The 22886-nt window shown below is 64.8% G+C and carries 26 protein-coding genes and 1 pseudogene; 5 read left to right on the top strand and 22 right to left on the bottom strand.

Annotated elements, in window-relative coordinates:
- Positions 1 to 736: 736 nt before the first annotated feature.
- Entirely contained in the window at positions 737 to 1093 is a 357-nt protein-coding gene (locus QZ853_RS15740) for a hypothetical protein (protein WP_295575133.1), read from the top strand.
- Between the two features lie 531 nt (positions 1094 to 1624).
- On the opposite strand, the gene QZ853_RS15745 is transcribed toward QZ853_RS15740, so the two are convergent.
- From QZ853_RS15745 to QZ853_RS15770, 6 genes and pseudogenes are all read right to left on the bottom strand, one after another.
- On the bottom strand, positions 1625 to 2293 hold the full coding sequence (locus QZ853_RS15745) for a nucleotidyltransferase family protein (protein WP_295575135.1): 669 nt from the start codon (positions 2291 to 2293) through the stop codon (positions 1625 to 1627).
- A complete protein-coding gene (locus QZ853_RS15750; RefSeq protein WP_295575136.1) occupies positions 2269 to 3330 on the bottom strand; it encodes an XdhC/CoxI family protein in 1062 nt (353 codons plus the stop codon). Before QZ853_RS15750 ends, QZ853_RS15745 begins: the two co-directional genes overlap by 25 nt.
- An 8-nt stretch (positions 3331 to 3338) precedes the next feature.
- Positions 3339 to 5543, bottom strand: coding sequence for an aldehyde oxidoreductase molybdenum-binding subunit PaoC (gene paoC / locus QZ853_RS15755; protein WP_295575139.1), 2205 nt, complete (start codon positions 5541 to 5543; stop codon positions 3339 to 3341).
- Positions 5543 to 6493 carry a xanthine dehydrogenase family protein subunit M gene (locus QZ853_RS15760; protein WP_295575141.1) on the bottom strand — a complete coding sequence of 317 codons (951 nt, stop codon included), beginning with the start codon at positions 6491 to 6493 and terminating at the stop codon, positions 5543 to 5545. Before QZ853_RS15760 ends, paoC begins: the two co-directional genes overlap by 1 nt.
- Positions 6490 to 7137 (bottom strand): aldehyde dehydrogenase iron-sulfur subunit PaoA, encoded by a 648-nt coding sequence (gene paoA / locus QZ853_RS15765; protein ID WP_295575143.1) that lies wholly within the window; start codon positions 7135 to 7137, stop codon positions 6490 to 6492. The genes QZ853_RS15760 and paoA overlap by 4 nt, the downstream gene beginning before the upstream one ends.
- Before the next feature lie 199 nt (positions 7138 to 7336).
- Positions 7337 to 7693 (bottom strand): annotated as a pseudogene (locus QZ853_RS15770) (aldo/keto reductase); the annotation flags it as partial.
- 667 nt (positions 7694 to 8360) lie between these two features.
- On the opposite strand from QZ853_RS15770, the gene QZ853_RS15775 reads away from it, so the two are divergent.
- On the top strand, positions 8361 to 8576 hold the full coding sequence (locus tag QZ853_RS15775; RefSeq protein ID WP_295575145.1) for a hypothetical protein: 216 nt from the start codon (positions 8361 to 8363) through the stop codon (positions 8574 to 8576).
- Positions 8577 to 8723: 147 nt separating this feature from the next.
- Here the strand turns inward: QZ853_RS15775 and QZ853_RS15780 are convergent, their stop codons facing one another.
- From QZ853_RS15780 to QZ853_RS15835, 12 genes are all read right to left on the bottom strand, one after another.
- Positions 8724 to 10112 carry an ATP-binding protein gene (locus QZ853_RS15780; protein ID WP_295576279.1) on the bottom strand — a complete coding sequence of 463 codons (1389 nt, stop codon included), beginning with the start codon at positions 10110 to 10112 and terminating at the stop codon, positions 8724 to 8726.
- 17 nt (positions 10113 to 10129) lie between these two features.
- Positions 10130 to 10804 (bottom strand): response regulator transcription factor, encoded by a 675-nt coding sequence (locus QZ853_RS15785; RefSeq protein ID WP_049455266.1) that lies wholly within the window; start codon positions 10802 to 10804, stop codon positions 10130 to 10132.
- Positions 10805 to 10828: 24 nt separating this feature from the next.
- The gene (locus QZ853_RS15790; protein WP_345777908.1) at positions 10829 to 11491 is read right to left on the bottom strand and encodes a hypothetical protein; all 663 of its coding nucleotides are present in this window, start codon (positions 11489 to 11491) and stop codon (positions 10829 to 10831) included.
- Entirely contained in the window at positions 11472 to 12332 is an 861-nt protein-coding gene (locus QZ853_RS15795) for an SDR family oxidoreductase (RefSeq protein WP_295575148.1), read from the bottom strand. Before QZ853_RS15795 ends, QZ853_RS15790 begins: the two co-directional genes overlap by 20 nt.
- Entirely contained in the window at positions 12332 to 13006 is a 675-nt protein-coding gene (locus QZ853_RS15800) for an iron-containing redox enzyme family protein (RefSeq protein WP_295575151.1), read from the bottom strand. The genes QZ853_RS15795 and QZ853_RS15800 overlap by 1 nt, the downstream gene beginning before the upstream one ends.
- Positions 13003 to 14493, bottom strand: coding sequence for an AMP-binding protein (locus tag QZ853_RS15805; protein ID WP_295576286.1), 1491 nt, complete (start codon positions 14491 to 14493; stop codon positions 13003 to 13005). Before QZ853_RS15805 ends, QZ853_RS15800 begins: the two co-directional genes overlap by 4 nt.
- Positions 14490 to 15149, bottom strand: a complete 660-nt coding sequence (locus QZ853_RS15810; protein WP_295575154.1) for a thermostable hemolysin — start codon at positions 15147 to 15149, stop codon at positions 14490 to 14492. Before QZ853_RS15810 ends, QZ853_RS15805 begins: the two co-directional genes overlap by 4 nt.
- A gap of 114 nt (positions 15150 to 15263) precedes the next feature.
- Positions 15264 to 15932 carry a hypothetical protein gene (locus tag QZ853_RS15815; RefSeq protein WP_295575157.1) on the bottom strand — a complete coding sequence of 223 codons (669 nt, stop codon included), beginning with the start codon at positions 15930 to 15932 and terminating at the stop codon, positions 15264 to 15266.
- A 237-nt stretch (positions 15933 to 16169) separates the two neighbouring features.
- Positions 16170 to 16436 carry a hypothetical protein gene (locus tag QZ853_RS15820; RefSeq protein WP_295575160.1) on the bottom strand — a complete coding sequence of 89 codons (267 nt, stop codon included), beginning with the start codon at positions 16434 to 16436 and terminating at the stop codon, positions 16170 to 16172.
- Positions 16437 to 16495: 59 nt separating this feature from the next.
- On the bottom strand, positions 16496 to 17593 hold the full coding sequence (locus QZ853_RS15825) for a hypothetical protein (protein ID WP_295575163.1): 1098 nt from the start codon (positions 17591 to 17593) through the stop codon (positions 16496 to 16498).
- 149 nt (positions 17594 to 17742) lie between these two features.
- On the bottom strand, positions 17743 to 18219 hold the full coding sequence (locus QZ853_RS15830; RefSeq protein ID WP_295575165.1) for a nuclear transport factor 2 family protein: 477 nt from the start codon (positions 18217 to 18219) through the stop codon (positions 17743 to 17745).
- Positions 18220 to 18281: 62 nt separating this feature from the next.
- Complete coding sequence (locus QZ853_RS15835; RefSeq protein WP_295575168.1) at positions 18282 to 18851, bottom strand: TetR family transcriptional regulator; 570 nt, start codon at positions 18849 to 18851, stop codon at positions 18282 to 18284.
- A gap of 168 nt (positions 18852 to 19019) precedes the next feature.
- Between QZ853_RS15835 and QZ853_RS15840 the strand changes: the two genes are divergently transcribed.
- Both QZ853_RS15840 and QZ853_RS15845 read left to right on the top strand, forming a co-directional pair.
- A complete protein-coding gene (locus QZ853_RS15840; RefSeq protein ID WP_295575170.1) occupies positions 19020 to 19973 on the top strand; it encodes an alpha/beta hydrolase in 954 nt (317 codons plus the stop codon).
- A 235-nt stretch (positions 19974 to 20208) separates the two neighbouring features.
- Positions 20209 to 20520 (top strand): hypothetical protein, encoded by a 312-nt coding sequence (locus tag QZ853_RS15845; protein ID WP_295575173.1) that lies wholly within the window; start codon positions 20209 to 20211, stop codon positions 20518 to 20520.
- A 45-nt stretch (positions 20521 to 20565) separates the two neighbouring features.
- On the opposite strand, the gene QZ853_RS15850 is transcribed toward QZ853_RS15845, so the two are convergent.
- The 3 genes from QZ853_RS15850 to QZ853_RS15860 form a co-directional block, all read right to left on the bottom strand.
- Positions 20566 to 20865, bottom strand: a complete 300-nt coding sequence (locus tag QZ853_RS15850; RefSeq protein ID WP_295575175.1) for a hypothetical protein — start codon at positions 20863 to 20865, stop codon at positions 20566 to 20568.
- 263 nt (positions 20866 to 21128) lie between these two features.
- Positions 21129 to 21398, bottom strand: coding sequence for a hypothetical protein (locus tag QZ853_RS15855; protein WP_295575176.1), 270 nt, complete (start codon positions 21396 to 21398; stop codon positions 21129 to 21131).
- A gap of 58 nt (positions 21399 to 21456) precedes the next feature.
- The gene (locus tag QZ853_RS15860; RefSeq protein ID WP_295575178.1) at positions 21457 to 21672 is read right to left on the bottom strand and encodes a hypothetical protein; all 216 of its coding nucleotides are present in this window, start codon (positions 21670 to 21672) and stop codon (positions 21457 to 21459) included.
- A 180-nt stretch (positions 21673 to 21852) separates the two neighbouring features.
- Here QZ853_RS15860 and QZ853_RS15865 point away from each other — a divergent pair, with 180 nt between their 5' ends.
- A complete protein-coding gene (locus QZ853_RS15865) occupies positions 21853 to 22107 on the top strand; it encodes a hypothetical protein (RefSeq protein ID WP_295575180.1) in 255 nt (84 codons plus the stop codon).
- Here QZ853_RS15865 and QZ853_RS15870 read toward each other — a convergent pair.
- Entirely contained in the window at positions 22104 to 22424 is a 321-nt protein-coding gene (locus QZ853_RS15870; protein WP_295575183.1) for a hypothetical protein, read from the bottom strand. The genes QZ853_RS15865 and QZ853_RS15870 overlap by 4 nt on opposite strands.
- Between the last annotated feature and the right edge of the window lie 462 nt (positions 22425 to 22886).

The raw sequence follows: 22886 nt of genomic DNA on the forward strand, positions 1-22886 counted from the left end.
CGTGCCGAGCTTCATGCTCTCTCCGGGTTCCTATTGGGGGTGATTCGCACTTGGCGAACCTCACCTGAATGTTGCACTCATATTTGTGAAGGCTAACAGCAGATTAAGCAAAGTGGAAGAGCCGTGAAGTGTGATAGGTAACGGGACTCGGGCGCTTGATCGCCAACCGATGAAGCACGGCGCTACGCAGCCGGTGCTGCCAGCCAGGGAGGCAGAAATGCTGCCTCCATTCTTTGCTTGCCGATGAAGACACCGCGGGCGGACATGCATTGCGCGCACGACCGGGTCATGCGGCGATGCGGAATTAGAGTCAATTAACGTGACGCGTCACATTCGACTACCCCCCTTACTCAATCCCCCTGTGCCAGACCGGGCGCTGGCCCCAGCAACGACGGGGCTGCATGCATTCCCATATCGCAATCCAGTTCCATCTCCCAGGACTCATCAGCTTTACAGCGCATCCGACTGGCAGCCGGCTTGCCTGAAGTTCGGCGCCCGCGCGGAGTGAGGGATGTTGACGGAAGCCAGCCCGGCCTCGGCCTGTCGCAATCGTAAAAAGCGCTTGCCAGTCGGCACCACTCCGTGCGGTGCCGGCTGGCAATCCGTCGGCCGGCTATGGCGGGCGGTGCCTGGGGGCCTTGCGCCCGCCGGTCTGATTGCACACCGGGTTTCGAACCTCGCACCGTCCGCCACCTTTATCGGTGGCGGCTTCTGCCTGCCCGCATGGAGCCCTGCCATGACCACCCGCTACTCCCCTGCCCCGCAACCGATCCAGGAAGATCCCACGAACGGCCCTGCACTGGACCAGAACACCCTCATTGCCCTGCTGCACAGCATCGGCTCGGGCGCCGCCTCCGATGGCCAGCCCTGGCCAGAGCGCCACCAGATGCCGGGCCGACGCATCGCCCAGGCCGATGGCGACTACTCGCTGGCGGGCCTTCGCGTGGTGCTTGAGATCCTGCTAGCCGCGCAACGTGCGCGCGAGAACGACGAGCCGGAGCAGGACGTCGCCCCGCGGATCATGGAGGGCCAGATCATGGCCGGGCTGGGGCTCACGTCACACGCCAGCGATCGGGTACGGCCGGAGCCCTGAGTGGCAGTGTGGCGCTCGGCTGCCACGGCACTCTGCCTGGCGGCAGTGGTTGCGGCACAGATCAAGTGGCCGCCCCCCCAATGCCCTTGCAGCACGCGCTCCAGAACATCTCCGACGATCACCTTTCACGGCTGCGCCGCCAAACGACGCAATTCGTGGAGGCTCGACCAGGTCACGGTTTCCAGTTCGTCGAGCGGCACCGAGATGCCGAGTTCCAAATTCATTGCCGAGGCATACCCGTGCTGTGGCTGGAGAGGCGCTCGCACCATCTTCTGTTGCAGGTCTTACTGGACGCGACGCGGTGGGCGCCCGCCGTTGTGCGGTTGCGGGTGCTCCTCCAATGGCAGTTGACGCCGCTGGATTACCTGGAGGAGGTACTGGCTGGTGTGCCGGAGCCCGTTCTGTTGGATCGGGTGCTGCAGATTCTCGCTAGTGATGTGCCTGATCGGGCGCGATGTGGCGTGCCTTAGTCGAGCATGGTTCGACTCTGCAGGGCTGCGGGCAGCGAGGGTTCGGGCTCCGGCTCTACCGCTAGTCACCTGCGCGACGCGCGTTGGCACCGTGATCGTGCGACTCAACCCCGGCATCAATCCAGCCCAAACACCGCGCACGCGCGAGATCTTCTGGCGTGTCGATATCCAGGCCCAGTTCCGGTGCCTGCAGGACATGCACCGTATCGGCAGGAAGTTGCCGCAGGCGCGCTCCGAAGCCGCGGTCACCGGTTGCGCCCGCAGAAGTGAACCATACGCGCGGCACTACCGCGGGAACGCCAAGCGCGTTGCCATGATGGGTACCCGCGCACCCTGACGCCGAGACGCGGGCACCCGAAAGCAGCGCCTGCAGATGGGAGTGCTCGATTGCGGGCTGGTCACATGCCACAACCATCACCGCATTCGCCGTGGGCAGCAGGTGTGCGCCGGCAACCTGCAGACTGCTCGCCAGGCCGCGCTCCCAGTGGTGGTTGGCGACCGGAGTGGCATCCAGCCCGGCAATGCTGGATGTCACGGCCTGTGCGTTCGCGCCCACCACGACCAGGACCTGCGCTGGCGCGAGCTCCAGCGCCAACCGCGCCACGCGATGTACCAGCGCCTCGCCCTGCCGGGTTAGAAGCTGCTTGGGCTGGCCAAGTCGGGTGCTCCCGCCGGCGGCAAGCACGACGACGGCATGCGCGTCAGTCACCTGCGGTGCGCGCTTCGCCATTGCTGCAGCTGCGCGGCAATGCTGAGCGAAATCGCCTCTGGCCCCCGGCCGCCGATGCTCAGGCCGACCGGTGACCGAAGTCTCGGGGAGAGGCGGTGGCGCTGATCCGGTGTCAGCAGCTTGAACAGGTCCTCGCGCCTTCGCCGCGGCCCCAGCAGTCCAATGAACGCGACGTTGGTATCAGCCAGGGCCACCAGCGCCTCCCGGTCCAGTTCGAAATCGTGATGCATCACCAGTGCCGCGTCGCACGGGTCGACATGAAGGGCCTCGGCCGGGCTGGTCTGAAGATGCGCATCCGCACAGTGCCCGGCTGAGGCCCAGCGCGCTCGACGTTCGGCCACGCTGACCCGCCACCCCAGGCCCCGCAGCAACGGAACCAGGAAGGGCGTTTCGGGACCGCCCCCCAACACCAGGGCTCGCGGAAGCCGGGGCAACGGCAAACGCCACGCACCCTCACCAAAGGGCTGCATACCGTCCATCGGATGCAGTTGCCACGCCCGCTCGCGACGGCCTGCGCGGAAAACGATCTGCCCCGATGCGCGAAGCTCGCGCTGTAGTGGCACACCCTCGCGCAGCCATGCCTCGATGACAACGTCGATGCCGGCCATGGCACGCAATGGCAGAAGCGCAATCCGCAGCCGACCACGGCACCCAAGCGCGGACCCACTCAGCAGGTCCTCGTCACTGCGCGTGTCGATCTCGATCCAATCGACCTGCCCCGCCGCGCTTACCTGCTCTGCGCGTCGCGCGAGCTCGGGCTCCAGGCATCCGCCGCTGAGCCAGCCAACCTGGCTGCCGTTGCAGAACAGCACCATGTCGCCGGCACCGGCGTAGGTAGAGCCATCGGTATCCAGCACCAGCGCCAGCACGGCGTGCTCCCCCGAGCGCACGCGCGTCAAAGCCGTCTCAAGCACGCCGCGCGGGCTGCCTTCGGCGAGGAAGCCCGGCGCTGCGGACAGGTCTTCGGCAAGATCGCCGGGCTCCCCTCTGCCTGCCGCTGAAGCTTCCGGCGCGGGTGAGGCTACGGATCTCTCCATGCGCAACGTCAGCCTACGTCGGGCAAGCCGGGCAACAGCTTGTCCAGGGTGATGGGATAGTTGCGCACGCGCACGCCGGTTGCGTTGTAGATCGCATTGGCGATCGCGGAGCCCACCCCGCAGATGCCCAGCTCACCCACACCCTTGGCCTTCATCGGCGAGATCACCGGATCCAGCGTGTCGAGGAAGACCACCTCCTGGTACGGGATGTCGGCGTGCACGGGAACCTCGTAGCCGGCCAGGTCGTGGTTGATGAACAAACCAAGCCGTTTGTCGACCACCAGCTCCTCCATCAGGGTCGCGCCCGCACCCATCACCATCCCGCCGATGACCTGGCTGCGTGCGGACAGCGGATTGAGGATCCGGCCGCCATCGCATACGGCAAGCATGCGGCGAATGCGCGTCTCCCCAGTGTAGGCATGCACGGCGACCTCGCAGAAATGCCCTGCATAGGTGCCGACGTCGTAGCCCTGTTTGAAGTCGCCGAAGGCAATGCCGTCCTCCGCCGACAGTGCGCCCGCCTCCGCCAGCTCGATGCTCCGCCCATTCGCCTGGATGCGGCCATTGGCGAAGTTTGCGGTGTCACCGTCGAAGCCGAGTTTCTCGCCCACCTTGCGGCGCAGGCTGACGCACGCCGCGTACACGCCCGCGGTGGAGCTTGCCGCGCCCCACTGGCCGCCGGAACCGGCGGAGGCAGGATGACGGGAGTCACCGAGGGTCACCTGGACCCGGTCCAGCGGCACGCCCATGGTCTCGGCTGCCGTCTGCGCAATGATCGTGTAGGAGCCGGTGCCGATGTCGGTCATGTCGGTCTCGACAATCACCCCGCCCTGGCCGTCGAGCCGCACCCGCGCCGCCGACTTCATCGTCGGTGCGCCGCGATAGCCCGCGGACACGCCCATGCCGACCAGCCAGTGCCCTTCCCTGACCTGCGCCGGCCTGGCGTTGCGCTTGTTCCAGTTGAAACGCTCCGCGCCCTCGCGCAGGCAGCGCACCAGGTTGCGGTCGGAGAACTTCTTGGACGGATCGCCGGGCACGACCTCGGGCTCGTTGAGGATGCGGAACGCGATCGGGTCAAGACCCAGCTTCTCGGCCATTTCGTCCATCGCCACTTCCAGCGCCATGTGGCCCGGGGCTTCGCCCGGTGCGCGCATCGCATTGCCTTCGGGCATGTCGAGCGTGGCGATGTAGTTGGCCACCAGGCGATTGGCGCCCGCATAGAGCTTGGGCGTCTGCAGGGTGCCGTTCTCGCCGTCCTCGCCGTTGATGTTGCCCGACCAGTTCTCATGGGCGATGGCGGAGATCCGGCCATCCTTTCCGCAGCCGATCCGCACGCGCTGGAGGGTGGCGTGCCGGTGCGTGGTGTTGTTGGGCATCAACGGGCGTTGCAGCGCGATCTTCACCGGTCGCCCGACCTGCTTGGCCGCCAACGCGGCCAGCACCGCGTCGGCACGGATGAACAGCTTGCCGCCGAAGCCGCCGCCGATATAGGGCGAGTCCACGCGTACCTTGGCAGGATCAATGCCAAGAATCGCCGCCATGCCCTGCCTGGCCCAGTCGATCATCTGGTTCGCCGTCCACAGCGTGAGCGTGTCACCCTCCCAGGCGGCGATGGTGGCGTGCGGCTCCATCATCGAATGGCTTTCGTCGGAGGTGCGGTAGGTCTCGTCGAGCTTGACCGCGGCACTCGCGTAGGCGGCGTCGAAATCGCCCAACGCCTGCCGGTCGGGCTTGCCGTCGCGCCCCTTTGCCAGCGGCGCGGACGGCGCCAGTGCGGGAAAATCGAAGCGGCCTTTGCCGCGCTCGTAGCGGGTGCGGATCAGCGCCGCGGCGGCGCGGGCCTGCTCGAAGGTCTCTGCCACGACGCAGGCGATGGCCTGATGGTAGTGGGCCACCTCGGCTCCGCCGAACAACGGTGCATTGTTCCAGTTCGATTTGCCGACCGGCGGGGTCTCCGGTGCGGTGATGACCGCCAGTACGCCTGGGGCGGCTCGTGCGCGGGACGCATCCATCGAAATGATGCGCCCCTTGCCGATGCCCGCGCCGACGATGTAGCCGTAGGCCTGGTTCGGCGCCACGTCATGGCGCTCGTAGGCATAGGGGGCGGTGCCGGTGGTCTTGCGTGGACCGTCGATGCGCGGCGTCGACTTGCCGACGACCTTGGCCTTGTCGAACAGGTTGTCGCCGGCGGGGGCGTTGAATTCAAGGGGCATCAGCGCTCTCCTTCCACCAGCACGGCTGCGAGGGTGCGCTCGGCGAGAGCGATCTTGAACGCATTCTCCGGCGTCGGACGGGCACCGGCGAACACCTGCCGGGCCGCGGCCTTTACGCCGTCACGCAGCAGGGGTTCGGCTGCCTCGATGCGCCACGGCTTCGGCGCAACTCCACCGAAGGCGAACCGCGCCGAGCCGTCTGGCTGCACGACTGCGGCGACCGACACCAGCGCGAACGCATAGGACGCGCGGTCACGTACCTTGTGGTACACGTGCCGACCGCCCAAGGGTTCCGGCAGCGTGACGTGGGTGATCAGCTCACCGCGCTGCAGCACGTTGTCCTGCTGCGGCCTGTCGCCGGGGGAACGATGGAACTCGGCGATCGGGATGCTGCGCGTACTGCCGTCACCTCGGACGGTCTGGATAGAAGCGTCCAGCACCCGCAGGGCCACCGCCATGTCGCCCGGATAGGTCGCGATGCAGCTGTCCGAGGTGCCGATCACGCCCATCTGCCGGGAGAACCCTTCGAGCGCGCCGCAGCCTGATCCGGGCAGGCGCTTGTTGCAGGGCAGATGGGGATCGTAGAAATACGGGCAGCGCGTGCGCTGCAGCAGGTTGCCTCCGGTGGTGGCTTTGTTGCGCAGCTGCCCGGACGCGCCTGCCACGATCGCGCGGGTCAGCACCGCGTAGTCGCGGCGCACTCGCTCATGCGAGGCCAGCGCGGTATTGGTGACCAGCGTGCCGATGCGCAGGCCGCCCTCGTCGGTGGGTTCGATCCTGTCCAGGCCGATGTCCTGCACATCGACCAGGTGCGCTGGCGTCTCGACCTCCAGCTTCATCAGGTCGAGCAGGTTGGTCCCCCCGGCGAGAAACTTCGCGCCTTCGGTACCGGCGACGGCCCTGGCGGCCTCGGCCGGGGATTTCGCGCGCTCGTAACTGAAGGCCCTCATGAGCGCCTCCCTGCAGAACTCACCCCGGCGACCTCTTGCATCGCCTCGGCAATGTTGGAATAGGCACCGCACCGGCAGAGGTTGCCGCTCATGCGTTCGCGCATTTCCATGCTGGTGGCCTGGGGCCGTGCGCTGACGTCCGCCTGCACATGGCTGGGGACACCCCGCTTGATCTCGTCCAGTACCGCCACCGCCGAACAGATCTGACCCGGCGTGCAATACCCGCACTGGTAGCCGTCATGCTTGATGAAGGCGGCCTGCATCGGATGCAGGTCATCGGGGGTGCCGAGGCCTTCGATGGTGGTGATGGCATCGCCGTGGTGCTGCACCGCCAAGCTGAGGCAAGCATTGATGCGCTCCCCGTTGACCAGGACGGTACAGGCACCGCATTGACCGTGATCGCAGCCCTTTTTGGTCCCGGTCAGCTTCAGATGTTCGCGCAGGGCATCGAGCAGCGTGGTCCGCGTGTCGAGCTCAAGCTCCCGGCGCGCGCCGTTGACGGTCAAGGCCACCGTGCTGATGACCGGCGGCCTGGGCGGCGGGGATGCCGCCAGTTCTGCGGCGAGCGATGACGCCCCCGGTGCGGCGGACATCGCCACGGTCGTGGCGCCGCCGGCAATCACCTGGCGACGCGTCAGCTTCATTCCCTCATCCCAACTTGGCACAGTGACCTCCTGGCGTTCGGGGAAACCCCGTGGCTGGATGGACGCGCTCACACGACTCAACGGGCACTATGCCCGTCTGCGGGGCACAGATTTGTGAAACCGGCCCGGGGCGTGCCGGGATCGTCGGCCGAGCCTGCTGGCCGGTCATCTTCAATGCTGCCTCTGGCAAACGTGCGCCACTGGCACTGATGCGTGCCAGGTCGGCTCCATCCAACGCCAGATCCACGGCACCCAGATTCTCATCCAGCCAGTGAAGCTTGGTCGTGCCAGGAATGGGCGAAATGTACGACCTTTGGGCAAGCAGCCACGCCAGAGCGGCCTGCGCGCGCGTAGCTTTCTTCGCTGCGGCCACCGCTTTCACTACGTCGACCAAGTCTATGTTGGCCCGGCGTGACTCCATGGATAAGCGCGTTACCGGGTTGCGGAAGTCCGTCGCATTGAACTGCGTGTGCTCGTCAATCGGTCCGGTCAGGAAGCCAGCGCCAAGCGGACTGAAGGGTGCGAAGCCAATGCCCAGTTCCTCAGGCAGGGGTAAAGCTGATCTGCCCCTGAAAACGGACGCCATGAAGTCGTTTCAGGCGGCAGCCCGGAGCTGCCGGGCGTAGTTGTTAGGCGAGTGGTAGCCCAGCGCCGAGTGTGGCCGGGCTGGATTGTAGAGGCCGTGGATATGAACAGCGATGGACTGGCTGGCTTGTTCCCTACTGACGTAAGGCTCGGCAGCCTCTTCTGTCTTGAGAGTCGCAAAGGAGCTTCCGGCCACCGCGTTGTCCCAACAAGTGCCAAGCCGGCTCATGCTTTGGACCACGTCATGGGACTGCAGCAGCTAACGAAACTCGTTTTCCCAGTACTGTCCACCTCGATCTGAATGGAAGATCAGGCCGGGTCGTTGTGGATGCAGAGCCCAAGCATTGGCAAATACTCTCACCACCAGCGCTTCAGCCAGACGCTTGGAAACGGGTCTGGACGCTGGTGACCACGGCCAGATGCAGCCATCCCTGGCGAGTGACCGACCGCCCGATCAGATCCCAGCGCGTGGCCAGAATCGGCGAGCCGTACTCCACGCTCGCGTAGCTAACGCGAGGCCGTCTGCCCTTCTTCTGAGACCCGCGAACGGTAGCGCGAGCCACCTCCACTCGAAGCGAAGGTGTCAGGGTGGGACGAGGTGGTCCAAGTGGAGCCAAGCACCCGGAAATCTCGTCGTTGTGCGCTACGCGTCCGAGCTCACGCTCCAGGTGCAGGCGCTTGCCGATATCCATGCGGTAGATGCCGAAGATCGCCGCCAGAAGAACCATGCTCGGTGGGCGACGATCAGGATCGACGCACTGTCACTGCGCTTACTTTGGAGAAGCGCGACGATGCCAGCGGCGATCAAGCCGACAAATACAATGGATAACTCGGCCCGTCCGAAATACAGCTGACAGGATGTCCAGGGCAGGCCCAGGCAGGTGCAGGAGATGCCCGCGAGCGAGCGTATGGCGGACACCTTCTTTTCTGGCGCATGCCGCAGCATGTACGGCGGTGCTCCAATGCAACTGAGAGCCTTCCCAGGCCCGGCCGCCTGGCACTCAGCTGTCAATGGCGGCTCGGTACGCCGAGCCGGCTGGCCAGCTCACCTTCACCTCAAGCCCGCCCAGTTTCTGTGAACTGCCCAGCGTCACGTCCGCGCCGTGGGCATCGGCCACCTCCCTGACAATGGACAGCCCCAACCCGCTGCCCTGAACCCGGCTCCCCAGCGTTCGGTAGAAGCGGTCAAAGACGCGATCGCGCTCTTCCTCGGCGATGCCGGGACCGCTGTCGGCGATGATGAGAAACACCTTTCCCTCCTCCTGCATCACGCAGACATTCAGGCGACCGCCGACGGGGGTGTAGCGCACCGCGTTCTCCAGCAGGTTACGAACCAGCGCAGTCAGCGCGGCCTCATCACCCCTGATCTCCGCGCTGTCCAGCTTCAGTTCGATGTACTGTCGATTTACGGAAAGGATAGGACGCAGCGCATCCACCTCCATGCCGACCAGGCCGTCCAGGCTCAGGCGCACCGAAGTCAATCGGGATACGGCTTCTGCGCGGTTGAGTGTGAGCAGCTGCGAAGCAAGCCGCTCCAGCCGCGCTACTGAGTCGCTGACCATCTCCTGCGCGCGCACCCTTCCTGCATCATCCGGCGCCATGCGTGCGTTGTCTGCATGCACTTTGAGCGCACTGATCGGGGTGCGCAACTCATGTGCGGCATCGGCTACAAACCGCCGCTCACGCGCCAGTGCGTCGTTCAGTCGCGCAAGCAGACCGTTCACTGCCTGCACCAGTCCTCGCGCCTCGCGCGGCACGTCAGCCGCGTCCAGTGGCGACATGCGCTCGGGATCACGCCTGCCGATCTGGTCCGAGACGCTCTGCAGCGAGCGGGTCACGTAATTGACGCTCCACCAGATCACCAGCGCCATCAGCGGCAGCGCCAGCAGCAACGGCAGCAGGGTGCCTCCTGCAATATCTTCGGCCAGCTCTTCGCGGATGTCCGACCGCTCGCCAGACTGGAACCATCGGCCCCCACGTGTCTGCAGCGTGAAGGTGCGCCATTGTTCCCCGTCGATCACGGGACTGGCATAGCCGGCCACCAATGCAGCCAGTGGCCGGGTAGGAGCGCTGTCGGAGCGGAGCAACAGGCGCTGCTTCGCGTCCCATACCTGGAAGGCAAGCTTGCTCTCATAGGCATGGCCATCGCTGAACGCCAGCGCGTCCCCCACGCCTTCAGCGTGCCCGTGCCAACCACGCAGCACAACGGGGTCGCCCGGAAACGCAGTCAGATCACTTAGCGGCTCATCTACCAGGCCCATCAGTACCCGCGTGGACTGCACCAGCCGGGCATCGAACATTTCCCCCGCCTCCTGTAGGCCGGCGCGATAGCTGAAGAATCCAGCCACGGCCATCAGAACCGCCAAGGTGCTCAGCAGGGTCAGCAGCAGGGTACGTCGCATCGACCTCATGCATCCGGCTCCGGCGACTGCCCCAGCGCATACCCGATGCCCCGCACGGTACGCACGATCGCAGGGTCGACCTTGCGCCGCAGCTGATGCACATGAACGTCCACCGCGTTGCTGGCGACGTCCTCATCCCAGCCGTAGAGGTGCTTCTGGATCGTTTCTCGCGCCATTGGCCGCCCGTTCTGCTCCATCAACAATCTCAGCAGCGAGAACTCGCGGCGGGTCAGATCCAGCGTCCGTCCCTTCCATCGCGCCTCCAGCGTCGCCGGATCAAGATGGAGGTCACCGGCGTCCAGCGTGGGATGCGAACGTCCGCTGCTGCGCCTGACGAGCGCGCGGACGCGTGCCAGCAGCTCGGCGGTATCGAAGGGCTTCCCGAGGTAGTCATCTGCCCCGACGTCCAGCCCGAGCGTACGGTCGGCCGGGCGTTCACGGGCACTGAGCACCAGAATTGGCACCGGGTTTGCCGCCGCCCGAAGGCGGCGGATCACTTCGATGCCGTCTACCCGTGGCAGACCCAGATCGAGCACCACCAGATCAAAATCTCCGTCCTGCGCAGCCAGGAGGGCGGCCGTGCCGTCTTCCACCCAGTCCACGGCGAACGCGCCCCGCCGAAGTGCGGTCCGGATGCCTTCACCCAGGGAGCGGTCGTCTTCGACGAGGAGGATGCGCATGAAGGCAGTGTCCAGTCGCGGACTTCACTTTGCAATATGGCCCATCACATCGTGCAGTTTGGCCTCGATCTCATGCCGGCGGCCGGCATCGGCCACATCCCGTCCTGGCCGGGCCGGTGCTGCCAGCGCCTTCTGCAGCGCTGCCTGGGCCGGGCCCCACTCCTTCTGATCGCGCAGGAAATCGCCGTAGAAATAGTTGGCATCAATGCCGTTGGGATCGATATCCAGCCCCTTTTTCAGCATCTGCCGCGCCTGATCGTCATCGCCGAAGCCCAGCGGCCAGCCCGGAACCTGGTAGTAGAGCGCGCCCAGACTGGTATACGCCGCGCCATCCAGGGCCCGGGGATCCAGTTTCAGCGCGGCCTCGAAATCGGCGCGGGCCTGCTTGACCAGGCTGAGTGCGCCCATGCCACCTTTCTCGCCCGCAAGGCTGGACAGCACGATGCCCTCCCAGATCAGCGCACCGGCATCCCTGGGGGCCGCTTGCCGGGCTTGTGCGGCCTGCTTGGACAGGGCCATGAACGCCGCCTCGCGCTGCGGCTTGGGCGTCTGGTAGTTGATCTGCGCCCAGCGGTCACGGATCTGCGTCACCGGCACTGATGGTTCAGCTGCCACAGCGACCCCGACCAATACGGCTGCGGCAATAAGAATGAGATAGAACATGGTCTTACCCTGCGTGCGCTTCATGGGAGGTGTCCTTGCTGGGAGAGGATGCGGAAGAACTCGCTGCGGTGGTGCCACTGCTGGCATGGCGCCTGACGATGGGCAACTGCTTGCGGAGGCTACGGTCCACCAGCTCTGGCAGCAGGCCGTTCAACCGGGCGAACAGCCGCTCTGGCCAGCCAAGCTGCAAGCGCGGATTGCCAGAGCGCAGTGCTTGCAACAAGGCCGATGCGACCTTCTCGGCTGAATCGTGGGACACGCCCAGTTCCGCGTTCATGGCGTCCACGGCAGCGCTGTTGAAATCGGTGCGGGTGGCGCGTGGTGACAGGTACTGGAACTTGACTGTACTGGCGGCATACTCGCGGCCCAGTCCTTCGACCAGGCCGCGCAATCCGAACTTGCTGGCGCTGTATGCGGCAAAACCCGGGAAGGCCAGGCTGCCGAACGTTGAGCCGAGAACGGCCACGCTGGCTTGCGGCTGCCGCTCCAACACGGGCAGCAGCGCATGGATCAGCAGCATGGAGCCGACCAGGTTGGCCTGCATCAGCTGTTCCAATGCCTGCTCGGTCTGCGCGCCGAACAATCCGAAGGCAGCGGTGGCATGGCCGACGACAAGCACCGAAGGCGGCCTGGGTAGCGCATCCACTTTCGCCAGCAACGCGCTACGGCCCGCCCCCGCGCCGATATCGGCAACCATCGGGATGACAGCCCCTTCCGGCAACGCGTCGGTCAGCGCCTGCAGCCGATCGTGGTCCCGCCCCACCGCCACGACCTGCGCGCCCTCGCCCACCAGGCCTCCGCAGAGCAACCTTCCGATGCCGCCGCTGGCTCCGGTCAGAACGACCGTACGTCCACGCAGGTCCATCAGGCCGCCTCCGCCATACGCGCGCCGCCACTGCGCAGGGTGCGGAAGATATCGCCGTACAGCACGTAGAAGCGGCGTGCCGCGTGGATAACGGCCTGCTGGTCGCCGGGATCATCCAGCCTGTCCATCAGCGATTTGAAGAAGCCGACATGCTCGATGTCCAGATCGCCATGCGAGAGCAGATAGCTGAAGGCGTTGCGCGGAAGATCCAGCGACGCCTGGAGCGTGTTGGCAGCCTGCGTCGCCAGCGCCACACTGGTGCCCTCCAGTACCAGTACCATGCCGAAGAAGCCCACCGGGTTGCCGCGCTGGATGGTGTCGTAGGCGTAGCTGACCATGAGTTCGGTGGCCAGTGCGGGTTCGGATGCCGCAGCCGCGGACCGATCACCACCGGCACCTGCAATATCGTCCAGTACCCATTCCTGGTGGCCCATCTCTTCTTCGATGTACTCACCGATCGCGGTCCGCAGCCATTCCAGGCGCGTAGGCAGGCGCGAGCCGCAGGCCATCAGCAGCGGTACCGTGTGGCGTACGTGGTGGTACGCCTGCTGCAGGAAGGCCAGATAGTCGCCGCGGTCGATGCGACCCGCGAGTGCATCGCCGATGATGGGAATCTGCAGCAGCGACTGGCGCTCACTGGCGGTCTGGGCAAGAAGGTGATCGTGGAAGCTCATGCGGGGTCTCCGGTGGTGCTGAACGCAGAGCGCCGGTAGGCGGCGTCGATCTCTGCCTGGTAATGGGCGAGGATGGCCTCGCGACGAATGCGACCATTGGCGGTCAATAGACCGGCGTTCGCACTGAACGGCGCAACGGTGACGTAGCGCGCGATGCGCGCATAGTCGGGCAGGCCGGCGTTGATGGCGGACAATGCCGCGTCGAGCGCGGCGGAGCCCTGCTGCGCAAAGCGCGGAACCAGCAATGCCACGTTGTCGGCCTGCCCTTCTCCCCAGACCAGGGCCTGCGCGATGGCCGGGTGCGAAAGCAGTTCGCTCTCCACCCATTCGGGCGACACGTTGCGGCCAAACGCAGTGATGAATACGTTCTTGCGCCGCCCGGTCACTTGCACAAAGCCGTCGGCATCGATGTGTCCCAGATCACCGGTGTGGATCGGCCCCTCCGGCAGCGCCTCGCCGCCCAGATAACCCAGTGCACGCGCACCGGAAACCACGATTTCTCCGTCCACGATCTGCACCTGTACATGTGGCAGGGGCTGGCCAACGGTGCCATCGCGCTGGGCGGCCGGACGATTCAGGCACACCACCGACCCGCACTCGGTCAGGCCGTAGCCTTCGAACACCGGCAGCCCAAGACGCCGCGCCCGCGAAAGAAGTCCGGGAGAAACACGACCTCCACCAACGGCCAGGTATCGCAGTGATGCCGGCAGCTCAGCGCCCCGCTCTGCCGCCATGACCAGGGCCAGGAGCAGTTGTGGCACGAGAATGATGCTCTCGGGACGGTAACGATTGAGGCAACTCAGCAGCGTGGGAACATCCAGCCCTGCTGCGCCGGTGTAGCCAATCTCCTGCAGGGACGGCAGCGCGATCTCGGCGCCCGACAGCAACGCGGCATACAATCCCGCGACGTTCTCCAGAAGCGTCGACAGCGGCATCAGGCACAGATGCCGCCGTGGTGCAATGTCACCTGCTGCGTCCGCCAGCGAAGCGGCCGTGGCCATCAACATTCCGGCAGACAGGCATACGCCGCGCGGGCGCCCTGTGCTGCCCGAGGTGTAGGTCACGCAGGCCGTGCCAGCGGGCAGCACACTGCCAGCAGGAGCGTCCAGGCCGAATCCGTGCGCACTCAGCGCCGGCAACGCCATGGGCGCGTCCGTGATCCCGTACGGCGGCGGCGCGCCCTCCGCAAGCACCAGCAGCTGGGCGCCGCTGGTCTGCAGCGCGTGCTGCACCTGCTCATCGGAGAAGAAGGTGGGCAACGGTACGTGCACCACTTCGGCAATGCGAAGAGCCACGTCCAGCACCATCCAATCGGGGCCGTTGTCCAGTCGGCTGGCCACGCAGGTCACGCCTGCCTGCTGCAGCCATTTCGCCAGGTCCAGTACGCGCGACCGCAGCTCGGACGCACTCAGCGTCTCCTGTGCGGTCAGTACTGGCTGCCTATGCTGCTGCAGCAGGCGCAGGACGTTCTGTGCATCAGTACTCATCCGGCCGCCTCCGCGGAACTGGCCACATCCATTGGATCCATCGGACAGGCCTTTCCGCGAAGAAAGGCGATGCCTTCGCGGATATCGCCGCACATCACCCGTGGTTGCGACTCGTAGTAGCGGCCCCAGTCGCCCGCACTGTCGCCCATGCGCTCGGCACGCGCGGGCATCAGTTCGATCGGTGCCAGATGCAGACGGGCGAACGCGTTGCGCAGCTGTTGGGTCGCCACGAACATCACCCAATCCACCTCGGCGGCGTGCAGGACCCAGGCCAGCTGCACGATCAGCTCGCGTGCGATGCCCGCCGTCGACGCGGCAAAGTGGCCCACCTCCGCAATCCGCGCTCGCCGAGGCGCACTGGAAAGGTGCTGCGCCAGCGCGTCCTGCACGGGTGCATCCAGATAGTGCTCCACAAACAATGGCCCACTGCCTGCGTGCCGAAGCCCGACCGCCGCCACCAACGCCCCTTGCGTGTCGCGGTAGGCCAACAGCTGTGGCATGAAGTCGCGGACCTCAGCGCCGAAGCGCTGACGATAGGTCTCGGCGATGAAACACTGCACCTGTTCACGAAGTGGGTGATCAAGCCCGACGAGGTTGGCTTCCGCGAATCTGCCCGGATGCGGGGCCATTGGAATCGGCTGTGGGATCGTGTCCATGGGGCACGATCCTGCCGCGCGCCGATTAAGGCGAAATTAGGCCTTTGTTAGCCGATTGTTAGGCATTTGATCGGATTTCGTTTCCAGGCTCGGCTGCAACAACGGTCGCTTGATCTAGAGAATCAAGGCGAGCGTCAGTGCGACGACCAGTGCCAGCGTCACCAGGAAGGAGCCGAGTACAAAGCCAAATGCCTGGAGGCATCCTGTGCCGTTCAGTGCTGCGAAGGTGCGCGTGCGCGCCCACAAATACCATGCAACTGCCAGCGCTCCGATCCCCACATCCCAGCCATGCGCGAAGTCTCCACCTGCAGAGCCGACTGCCTGCGAAACTGCAAGCAGAATCACAAACGGGCACGCAATGAACGCCTGGATGGAAAAGGGCTCCCGTAGCGTGTCGCGGTTGATGGGCAGGCGCTGTCGCCACAGCGTGCTTAGCGCCGCCCCCAGGGCGAAGATGCAGAAGGCAGCCGAACGGGTGAGCAGCAGCCCCTGCTCGCTCTCAAACAGCAGCTTGCCCACGGGTCCTGATACCGCAAGGGGCGCGGTGCGCGTAGACATTTCCAATGCGTGCGCGAGCACCACTGACAGAATCAACATCAGCACAGGGCTGATGGCATCGGCGAATCGATGTTCCGGATCTTTGGAGAACTCTCGGCGGGTGTAGTGCGCTACCTCGCCCGGCTGCACCAGCACCCGCCACAGGGTCCGCGGGTAGAACACCAGCCACCCCACGAGTTCATAGAGGAACTCCTCAAGCGATCGCAGCAGTCTGATGAGATCCATAAGAGACCCGGGTCCAATGGTTGAAGGTGAGCTTACTCTCCCTGCCGCCCGGGCCGGAACGAAATGCAGCTGTCGGCCAAACCATTGCGGCAAGTCTTGCTGAGTCGAGTCCCCGCCAGGACATTCGCGCCGGCGCCAACGGGTCAAGTCAGTCTGAGGATTCTTAGCAACTTATGCTTTACGCTGGCTGCACTTGGCTCCTCCTGGGCGCGAATCCATCGAGCGCGTCGTGACGCTTCAGGCCAAGTCGGCGCATGTGCGGACGAGTCCCGCATGTTCCGGCCATGCGGACTTGCCGATGTAGAAGGTGGCGTCGAACTGACTTGCCCGGCCTGCTGGGTGATTGGGATCTTGTCGACTGACCGAGCATGTCCACCCTGCCGCCTTCGGGTAGATGTTGTGCTCAACCAGCCCGTGCACACGCTGGTAAAGCCAGTGGAAGGTCAGTTCCTGCGAATCTGCCTTTGCCGGCGAATCGAGTCCGCCCTCCGCCTGCATGCCCATTGCCCCCTGCCCCCGGCTACGATGCCGGCCGTAGCATCGTAGCCGACGCGCGGCGCCTTTCAGAAATAGAACCCGATATTGAGGTTCAGCCGCGAATGCCAGCGCGACGGGCCGCCGTTGCTGATGCCGATGCCATCGCCGCCGGCAAACCACATGTTGCGGCCGGCAATCCAATCGACATAGGTGAGCATCATGCCCTTCTGCAGGCTGCAACCGGTCACGTTCTGCCAGGAATCGCGCAGCCCGCTGCTGTGCTCCACCGGGCGCGTCATGCTGAGGTTGTTGTAGCAGGTCAGGTCGTCCAGCCACCCGCTCGGGCCAAAGGAATAGGCAACGTTGGCGCTGGGCACGTCGGCCTCGGTCGAGATTTCAAACGGGGCTTGGAACGCCGACAGTGCAATGCGTTCGCCGGGCACGGTGTAGCGGTAGCGCGCCCATTGCAGCTGGGTGGTCCAGCCATCGCGCCGCCACTGCGCGTGCACTGCGGCCGCCTGATGGTCATGATGGCGGCGGCTGCGGGTGTTCTGCACCTTCCCCGCGAAGGCCGATGCGCCGATCAGCAGCTCGCCGCCTGCCCAGTCGCGCGATTGCTCGACGCGCACATTGAACCGCTGCCGTTCGCGATACGGCAACGCATCGGTCTGTGCCACATCGAAGGAATAGCGGTCGTAGCGCGCCCCGGTTCCGTATTCGTCACCGGAGAACCAGCCGAGGTGCCAGGTCGTATTGCCGGCGTGGTGGATCACCACCACGCCAGGATCGTAGTCGTCTTCGATGCCCAGGTAGTACCCGGATCCGAACCAGAAACTCTGCGAGACCGTGGGCAGCAGCCCAAAAGGTACCTGTTGGATGCCGGCCTTCAGCTGCGTTGCGTCGGTGAACTGCCACCCCGCGTAGGCGTGATGCACGGCGTCGAAACCGTCGTACCAGCGGTACTGCGCGGAGAAGGAGAACGGCCCGCTGCCGGCATCAATGTCGGCGCGAAGCAGCTCCAGCTGCAGGCGGCTGGTGGGCCCGTAATCGAGCCAGCCATAGTTGAATCGTACGGCGCCACCGAGATCGAAATGGGGCGCGGTACTGCGGTCTTCGCCGGCCGCGCTCGCATCAAGCGAGGGTGCGGCCAGTGCTGCTGCGATGATGATGGGGACTGCCCTCACGGTCGCGTCCTGCCTCCTTTTGTACGAGTGAAAGCACTCGTTTCCAGCCTTCGCGCTTTCGCGCGCGTCATGCCTCACAGAGAGGCATGACGTACTGCGGCGTGCAGGTTACGCAATGGAGGGTGAAGCAAACGTCGGGGCAGCCGTGCTCACATGCCCAGCTCAGACAGCCCCGGATGATCATCCGGGCGACGCCCGAGCGGCCAATGGAACTTGCGTTCGCTTTCGTTGATCGGCACGTCATTGATGCTCGAGAACCGATGTTCCATCAAGCCATCGGCTCCGAATTCCCAGTTTTCGTTTCCATAGGAACGGAACCAGTTGCCGGAGTCGTCGCGCCACTCATAGGCGTAGCGCACGGCAATCCTGTTGCCGGTGAAGGCCCACAGTTCCTTGATCAAGCGGTACTCCAGTTCCTTCTTCCATTTGCGGGCCAGGAACTGCCGCGCTTCCTCGCGGCCGCGGGTGAACTCGGCACGGTTGCGCCAGCGGGTGTCGAGCGAATACGCAAGCGCGACCTTGTCGGCATCGCGGGAGTTCCAGCCATCCTCGGCTAGGCGCACCTTCTCGATGGCCGATTCAAGGGTAAAAGGGGGAAGTGGCGGACGGGGAGCTTCAGTGGACACGGTGGGGCCTCCAGCCAAGTGGATGTACGGGGTACTTCGACGGTTTTGAGGAGACTCAGGCGTCAGCGCCTGGCCTGCTCCAGCAACACTTGTGCAACATCCCTGGCAGTGTCTGCGGCGTTGAAGTCGCCCATCACGCGCGAGACAGTGATGGCGCCTTCCATCAGGACCAGCAACTGCCGCGCCAGCGCGGCCGGCTGCTCGATATCCAGTTGCGCGGTGAGTTCAAGCGTGTAGTCCAGCAGCTTCTGCTTGTGATGCTTTGCGATGTGGCGAATTGGATCATCGGGGTCGCCGACCTCGCCTGCGGTATTGATGAAGGCGCAGCCGCAATAGTCCTCGGACTGGAACCAGCCTTTGAGCACGGTGAACATGGCGAGGATGCGTGCCTCCGGGCTGTCGACCTTTTCGCACTCCTGCTGGAACCATGCCAGCCAGCGCACGTCACGCGCGTTCAATGCCGCAACGGCCACCTGCTCCTTGTTCTCAAAGTGGCGGTAGATGCTCTTCCGCGCCACGCCGGAGGTCTTTACCAGCAGGTCCATGCCGGTGGCGTGGATCCCGTTCTGGTAGATCAGCGCTTCGGCCGTGGCCAGGATCTTCTGTTGGGTATCGGTGGTGGCCTTGCTCATGGCTGCAAGGTAGAACGATCGTTCTACCTTGTCAACCGGCGATGGCACGTTGCACGTCCGCGCACGTCAGCGCAGGACGATCTATCAAGAAATCCGGACGGTTCATCACCCGGACGCCTGATTGCAGGCGCAAAGTACGTTTCACCGCCCACCCATGAGAGTCCTCGCATGAATACCTTCGCCCGTTCCTTGGCCATTGCCACGCTCGCCCTTTCGGTTCAGGCCGGCCTGCCCGCGCTGGCTGCCGAACCGTCCAAGCCGGCGGCCATTACCAGCATCACGCGTACGGCCAGTTACATCACCACCACCGATGGCGTGCAGCTCTACTACAAGGACTGGGGCCCGAAGGACGGCCCGGTCGTCACCTTCAGCCACGGCTGGCCGTTGAACTCGGACAGCTGGGAATCGCAGATGATCTTCCTGGCTGACCACGGCTACCGCGTCATTGCGCATGACCGTCGTGGCCACGGTCGTTCCAGCCAGCCGTGGGAGGGCAACGACATGGATCACTATGCCGATGACCTGGCCACGGTGATCAACACGCTCGACCTGCATGAGGTGACGCTGGTGGGCTTCTCTACCGGCGGCGGTGAAGTGGCCCGCTACATCGGCCGCCATGGCACCAGCCGCGTGAAGAAGGCGGTGCTGATCAGCTCGGTGCCGCCGTTCATGCTGAAGACCGCCGACAACCCCGACGGCCTGCCGATTGAAGTGTTCGATGGCATCCGCAAAGCACAGATGGAGAACCGCGCCCAGCTGTACAAGGACATCCCCTCGGGCCCGTTCTACGGCTTCAACCGCCCGGGCGCGAAGGTGTCGCAGACGCTGATCGACGCGTGGTGGGCGCAGGGCATGCAGGGCGGCCACAAGAACACCTACGATTCGATCGCCGCGTTCTCGGCCACCGATTTCCGCGCGGACCTGAAGAAGTTCGATGTACCCACCCTGGTGATCCACGGTGACGACGATCAGATCGTGCCAATCGACATCTCCGGCCGCCAATCGGCAAAGCTCATCAAAGGCGCCAGGCTGATTGTCTACCAGGGGGCGCCGCACGGCCTGACCGATACCCACAAGGACAAGGTCAACCAGGACCTGCTGACCTTCCTGCAGGAAAAATGAGCGACCGGGCTCCGTTGTGATGGCGGAGCCCCTCCTGCCCACAAGCAGGACCGGCACCGGATGAGCGCCGATTGCCCGCTAATACACGGTTGCGGCCGTGGAATTTCAGGCCAACCATGGAGCGCGGCGTGCACCTTGATGAAGGGTTAACCTCCAGCAGAGGACACTGCGCTCTCACGGCTCTTCTCCGGCGCAGAATCCTTTGCTCCCGTGTCCAGCCCCAGACGACACGGCCATGCATCCTCCCAATGCCTTCCGGATCCACACGATCCAGCCCCTTCTTGCGCGCAATGGCGCCATCGTCCGCCTCGATCAGTTGCGATCCACCTGCAAGAGCTGCGGCTTGCGCTCATCAATGACTCGGGACGAGGGCATCAAGACGAGTCCGTTGGGCACGACGCTCACGTGCCCCGCGTGCGGTGCCACCGGGCTGATGGACGAGGTGGAGATATGGCACCACTGGCTCGAACAGTGCCGGCGTGAGCAGATGCTGGCGCTCTTCGATCCCGCACCTGACGAACCACTGGAGCCTGGTGTCCCCGAATGAGAGCGGCTGTCATGGACTGTTGGGCCGGCGCCTCAGCGCCGCGCCTCAACCGTCGCCGGGGTGACGCCCTGCCAGGCTACCCATCGTGAAGGCGTAGCCCGCCTCCTCCAGCAGCGCCCTCATGCGCAGCTCCACGCGCCGGGGGGAAAGCAGGCTGTTGGGCGCGTACAGGGCATAGACGTAGCCGGCGCCGTCAATGATCTCGCGGCGCACGGCGCAGTCGTTGGATTCTGCCGCCTCAGACCAGACAGACATCAACCTGGCGGGGCTGATGGACTGCCCGTTGCGAAGGCGAAAGAACAGCCAGCGCACTCCCAGGGACTGGGCCGGATTCAACCTAGCCACTGCGAGCCTCCAATGCGCCGGAAAAGATCCCTGAGAACCTCAGGATCCAATCGTGGATGCTCGTCTTTTGAAGATCGCGGAAGATCGATGCGCGTAGCGCCCTTCACGAGTGCAGGCAGATCGGATTGAAGGTCGATCCACCAGCCTGTAGGCAGCCGGAGCCCCGTGCCCGTTCTATCGTAAATGCAGATCGGAAAAGTCATTGCGTTGCTCCTGGATGACCCGAGCATACGCTTGCGCGATGTCAGGTCCGGATGCGACGCCTAGGAAGATGCGGCATCGGCGCGCTTTGCGCATTCGAAAACGTGTGCTTCGTCCTGCTGGACCCTGCGGAACGATTCCAGCCAGCCGAACGCGGCGCCACGATTGTGAATCGTGTCGCCGAGCCTTTCTGTCAAGCACCGTGCGCACTCCATCCCGCCAGGGCTGGGCGCGCGGCAGCAACGGCATTGCGCCATTGTTGTGGTTTTCTCCGGGCGGCACTGGTACATGATCTTGGTCATCAGGCTGATCGCCTGGCTTTGCGAGGACATGCGCGCTCCCTGTCTGCTGCGCGGAAGCAGCCGCGCGGCGCGCGGCTCCTCCTGTTCCTCAGCGGCGCGTATCGCCGCCGAGACCGCCCTTTTTCTCGTCCGCTGGCCTCGCGCTCTCGCGATCCTTGTTGTCCTGCTGCTGTTGCTGCCCTTGCTTGCCAGGCTCCTTCCCGCCGGGTTCGCTCCACTCGAGCTGCTCCTCCTGCGTGGGGTGTTCTGCTTCAGAGGAAGCGTTGGAGCGGTCATTCCTGTTCTGTTCGGGAGCGCTGTTCATTTCGATTCTCCGTGGCAGCAAGTCCGCTGCCGATTGACTGTGGGCGTATTGTTGTTACGGGAACGTACGGAAAGGTGCCCCATATGAACAACGGTCATGAACAGGCCCGCGGCAACAAGCGTGTACAGTGGGGTTTCGAAAAGGGGGAACGCCATGATCCATGGAAGAAGCGAGCACGTTGTGGACGTAGAGCGTGAACTGGCCCATTGGAAAGCCGCGTTCAACCTGGGCACCCTGCCCGCGATGAGCTTCCGATATGAAGTGGCGCGGGTTATCCGGCTTGCCTGCGATATCTATGTGAGAGATCCGCACGGCGCCCGGTCGGCATGGATCGACGATCTGCAGGGCAGGCTTGCGAAGCGATCGAGCCTGCGCGGCCATCCGGGCGCAGCAGAGATTGCCGATCGGTGCTGGTCGCTGCCTGGCTGCGCCTAGGTGCAGCTGGCTGCGTGATTCCGCTCGCGCATCAGCTCATCATTCAGTAGGTGGACAATGGACACCACCGCGTCGGCAAGTCCACGGGAATCGCTTACGGATCCGTAGAAGTAGATCCTCGCGCCTTCAATGCGAACATTCGCCAGCTGGAGCTGGGACGCCAGGGCGCTGCACTTGATGAGGAACATCTCTGTCCAGCGGGCGCCGGGCGCCAGATCCAGCAGCGCGGTGATGGCCTCGTCGCTGGATGCGTCTACACGCTCATGCAGCAACGGGACATCGAAGCCGACGATTCTTGGGAGCATGGAAGCGTTCACCTGTGCATCCTCTCGCTGATGGGCGCTGCGAGCACTGGCCACAGTACAACAGAATGAGTCAGCCCCACATGGGATGGTGTCAGCTGGCCTGCCCCAGCTGCAGCAGCGTGTCCGCGTCCGGCGCATGAAAACCCCTGCTGGGCTCATCCATCACATGCGCCTGGCGCCAAGCCCGCGACGCGGACCGCGCCACACTCCTGGAGTGTTAGCTTGCATTGCCGGAGGGTTTGACACGACTTTGCCGCACTTTTGATGACGCCGCCCACGGCGCACTTCCTGGCTGGGCGCGCCCCCCGAACCGTGGCGGTGTACTTGGAGACGCACCGTGCAACGAGATCAGAAAGACCTTCCCCGCCCGGACCCAGAAGCGCAGCCCCCCGATCCTGCCAGTCCGCTGCGGTCATATCTTCACAACCACCGCAATCATGACGAAGCGCTGCGGAAACTCTCCCCGGCAGTGGC

Origin of the sequence: uncultured Stenotrophomonas sp. (assembly GCF_913778665.1) — a bacterium.
GTDB lineage: Bacteria > Pseudomonadota > Gammaproteobacteria > Xanthomonadales > Xanthomonadaceae > Stenotrophomonas.

Excerpts from the sequence above, each read along its gene's own strand:
- QZ853_RS15740 (WP_295575133.1), top strand. The coding sequence starts at position 737 with ATGACCACCCGCTACTCCCCTGCCCCGCAACCGATCCAGGAAGATCCC.
- QZ853_RS15785 (WP_049455266.1), bottom strand. The coding sequence starts at position 10,804 with ATGCGCATCCTCCTCGTCGAAGACGACCGCTCCCTGGGTGAAGGCATC.
- paoC (WP_295575139.1), bottom strand. The coding sequence starts at position 5,543 with ATGCCCCTTGAATTCAACGCCCCCGCCGGCGACAACCTGTTCGACAAG.
- QZ853_RS15800 (WP_295575151.1), bottom strand. The coding sequence starts at position 13,006 with ATGAGCTTCCACGATCACCTTCTTGCCCAGACCGCCAGTGAGCGCCAG.
- QZ853_RS15750 (WP_295575136.1), bottom strand. The coding sequence starts at position 3,330 with ATGGAGAGATCCGTAGCCTCACCCGCGCCGGAAGCTTCAGCGGCAGGC.
- QZ853_RS15835 (WP_295575168.1), bottom strand. The coding sequence starts at position 18,851 with ATGAGCAAGGCCACCACCGATACCCAACAGAAGATCCTGGCCACGGCC.
- QZ853_RS15805 (WP_295576286.1), bottom strand. The coding sequence starts at position 14,493 with ATGAGTACTGATGCACAGAACGTCCTGCGCCTGCTGCAGCAGCATAGG.
- QZ853_RS15815 (WP_295575157.1), bottom strand. The coding sequence starts at position 15,932 with ATGGATCTCATCAGACTGCTGCGATCGCTTGAGGAGTTCCTCTATGAA.
- QZ853_RS15745 (WP_295575135.1), bottom strand. The coding sequence starts at position 2,293 with ATGGCGAAGCGCGCACCGCAGGTGACTGACGCGCATGCCGTCGTCGTG.
- QZ853_RS15790 (WP_345777908.1), bottom strand. The coding sequence starts at position 11,491 with ATGAAGCGCACGCAGGGTAAGACCATGTTCTATCTCATTCTTATTGCC.
- QZ853_RS15810 (WP_295575154.1), bottom strand. The coding sequence starts at position 15,149 with ATGGACACGATCCCACAGCCGATTCCAATGGCCCCGCATCCGGGCAGA.
- QZ853_RS15855 (WP_295575176.1), bottom strand. The coding sequence starts at position 21,398 with ATGTCCTCGCAAAGCCAGGCGATCAGCCTGATGACCAAGATCATGTAC.
- QZ853_RS15840 (WP_295575170.1), top strand. The coding sequence starts at position 19,020 with ATGAATACCTTCGCCCGTTCCTTGGCCATTGCCACGCTCGCCCTTTCG.
- QZ853_RS15845 (WP_295575173.1), top strand. The coding sequence starts at position 20,209 with ATGCATCCTCCCAATGCCTTCCGGATCCACACGATCCAGCCCCTTCTT.
- QZ853_RS15820 (WP_295575160.1), bottom strand. The coding sequence starts at position 16,436 with ATGGGCATGCAGGCGGAGGGCGGACTCGATTCGCCGGCAAAGGCAGAT.
- QZ853_RS15860 (WP_295575178.1), bottom strand. The coding sequence starts at position 21,672 with ATGAACAGCGCTCCCGAACAGAACAGGAATGACCGCTCCAACGCTTCC.
- paoA (WP_295575143.1), bottom strand. The coding sequence starts at position 7,137 with ATGAAGCTGACGCGTCGCCAGGTGATTGCCGGCGGCGCCACGACCGTG.
- QZ853_RS15760 (WP_295575141.1), bottom strand. The coding sequence starts at position 6,493 with ATGAGGGCCTTCAGTTACGAGCGCGCGAAATCCCCGGCCGAGGCCGCC.
- QZ853_RS15795 (WP_295575148.1), bottom strand. The coding sequence starts at position 12,332 with ATGGACCTGCGTGGACGTACGGTCGTTCTGACCGGAGCCAGCGGCGGC.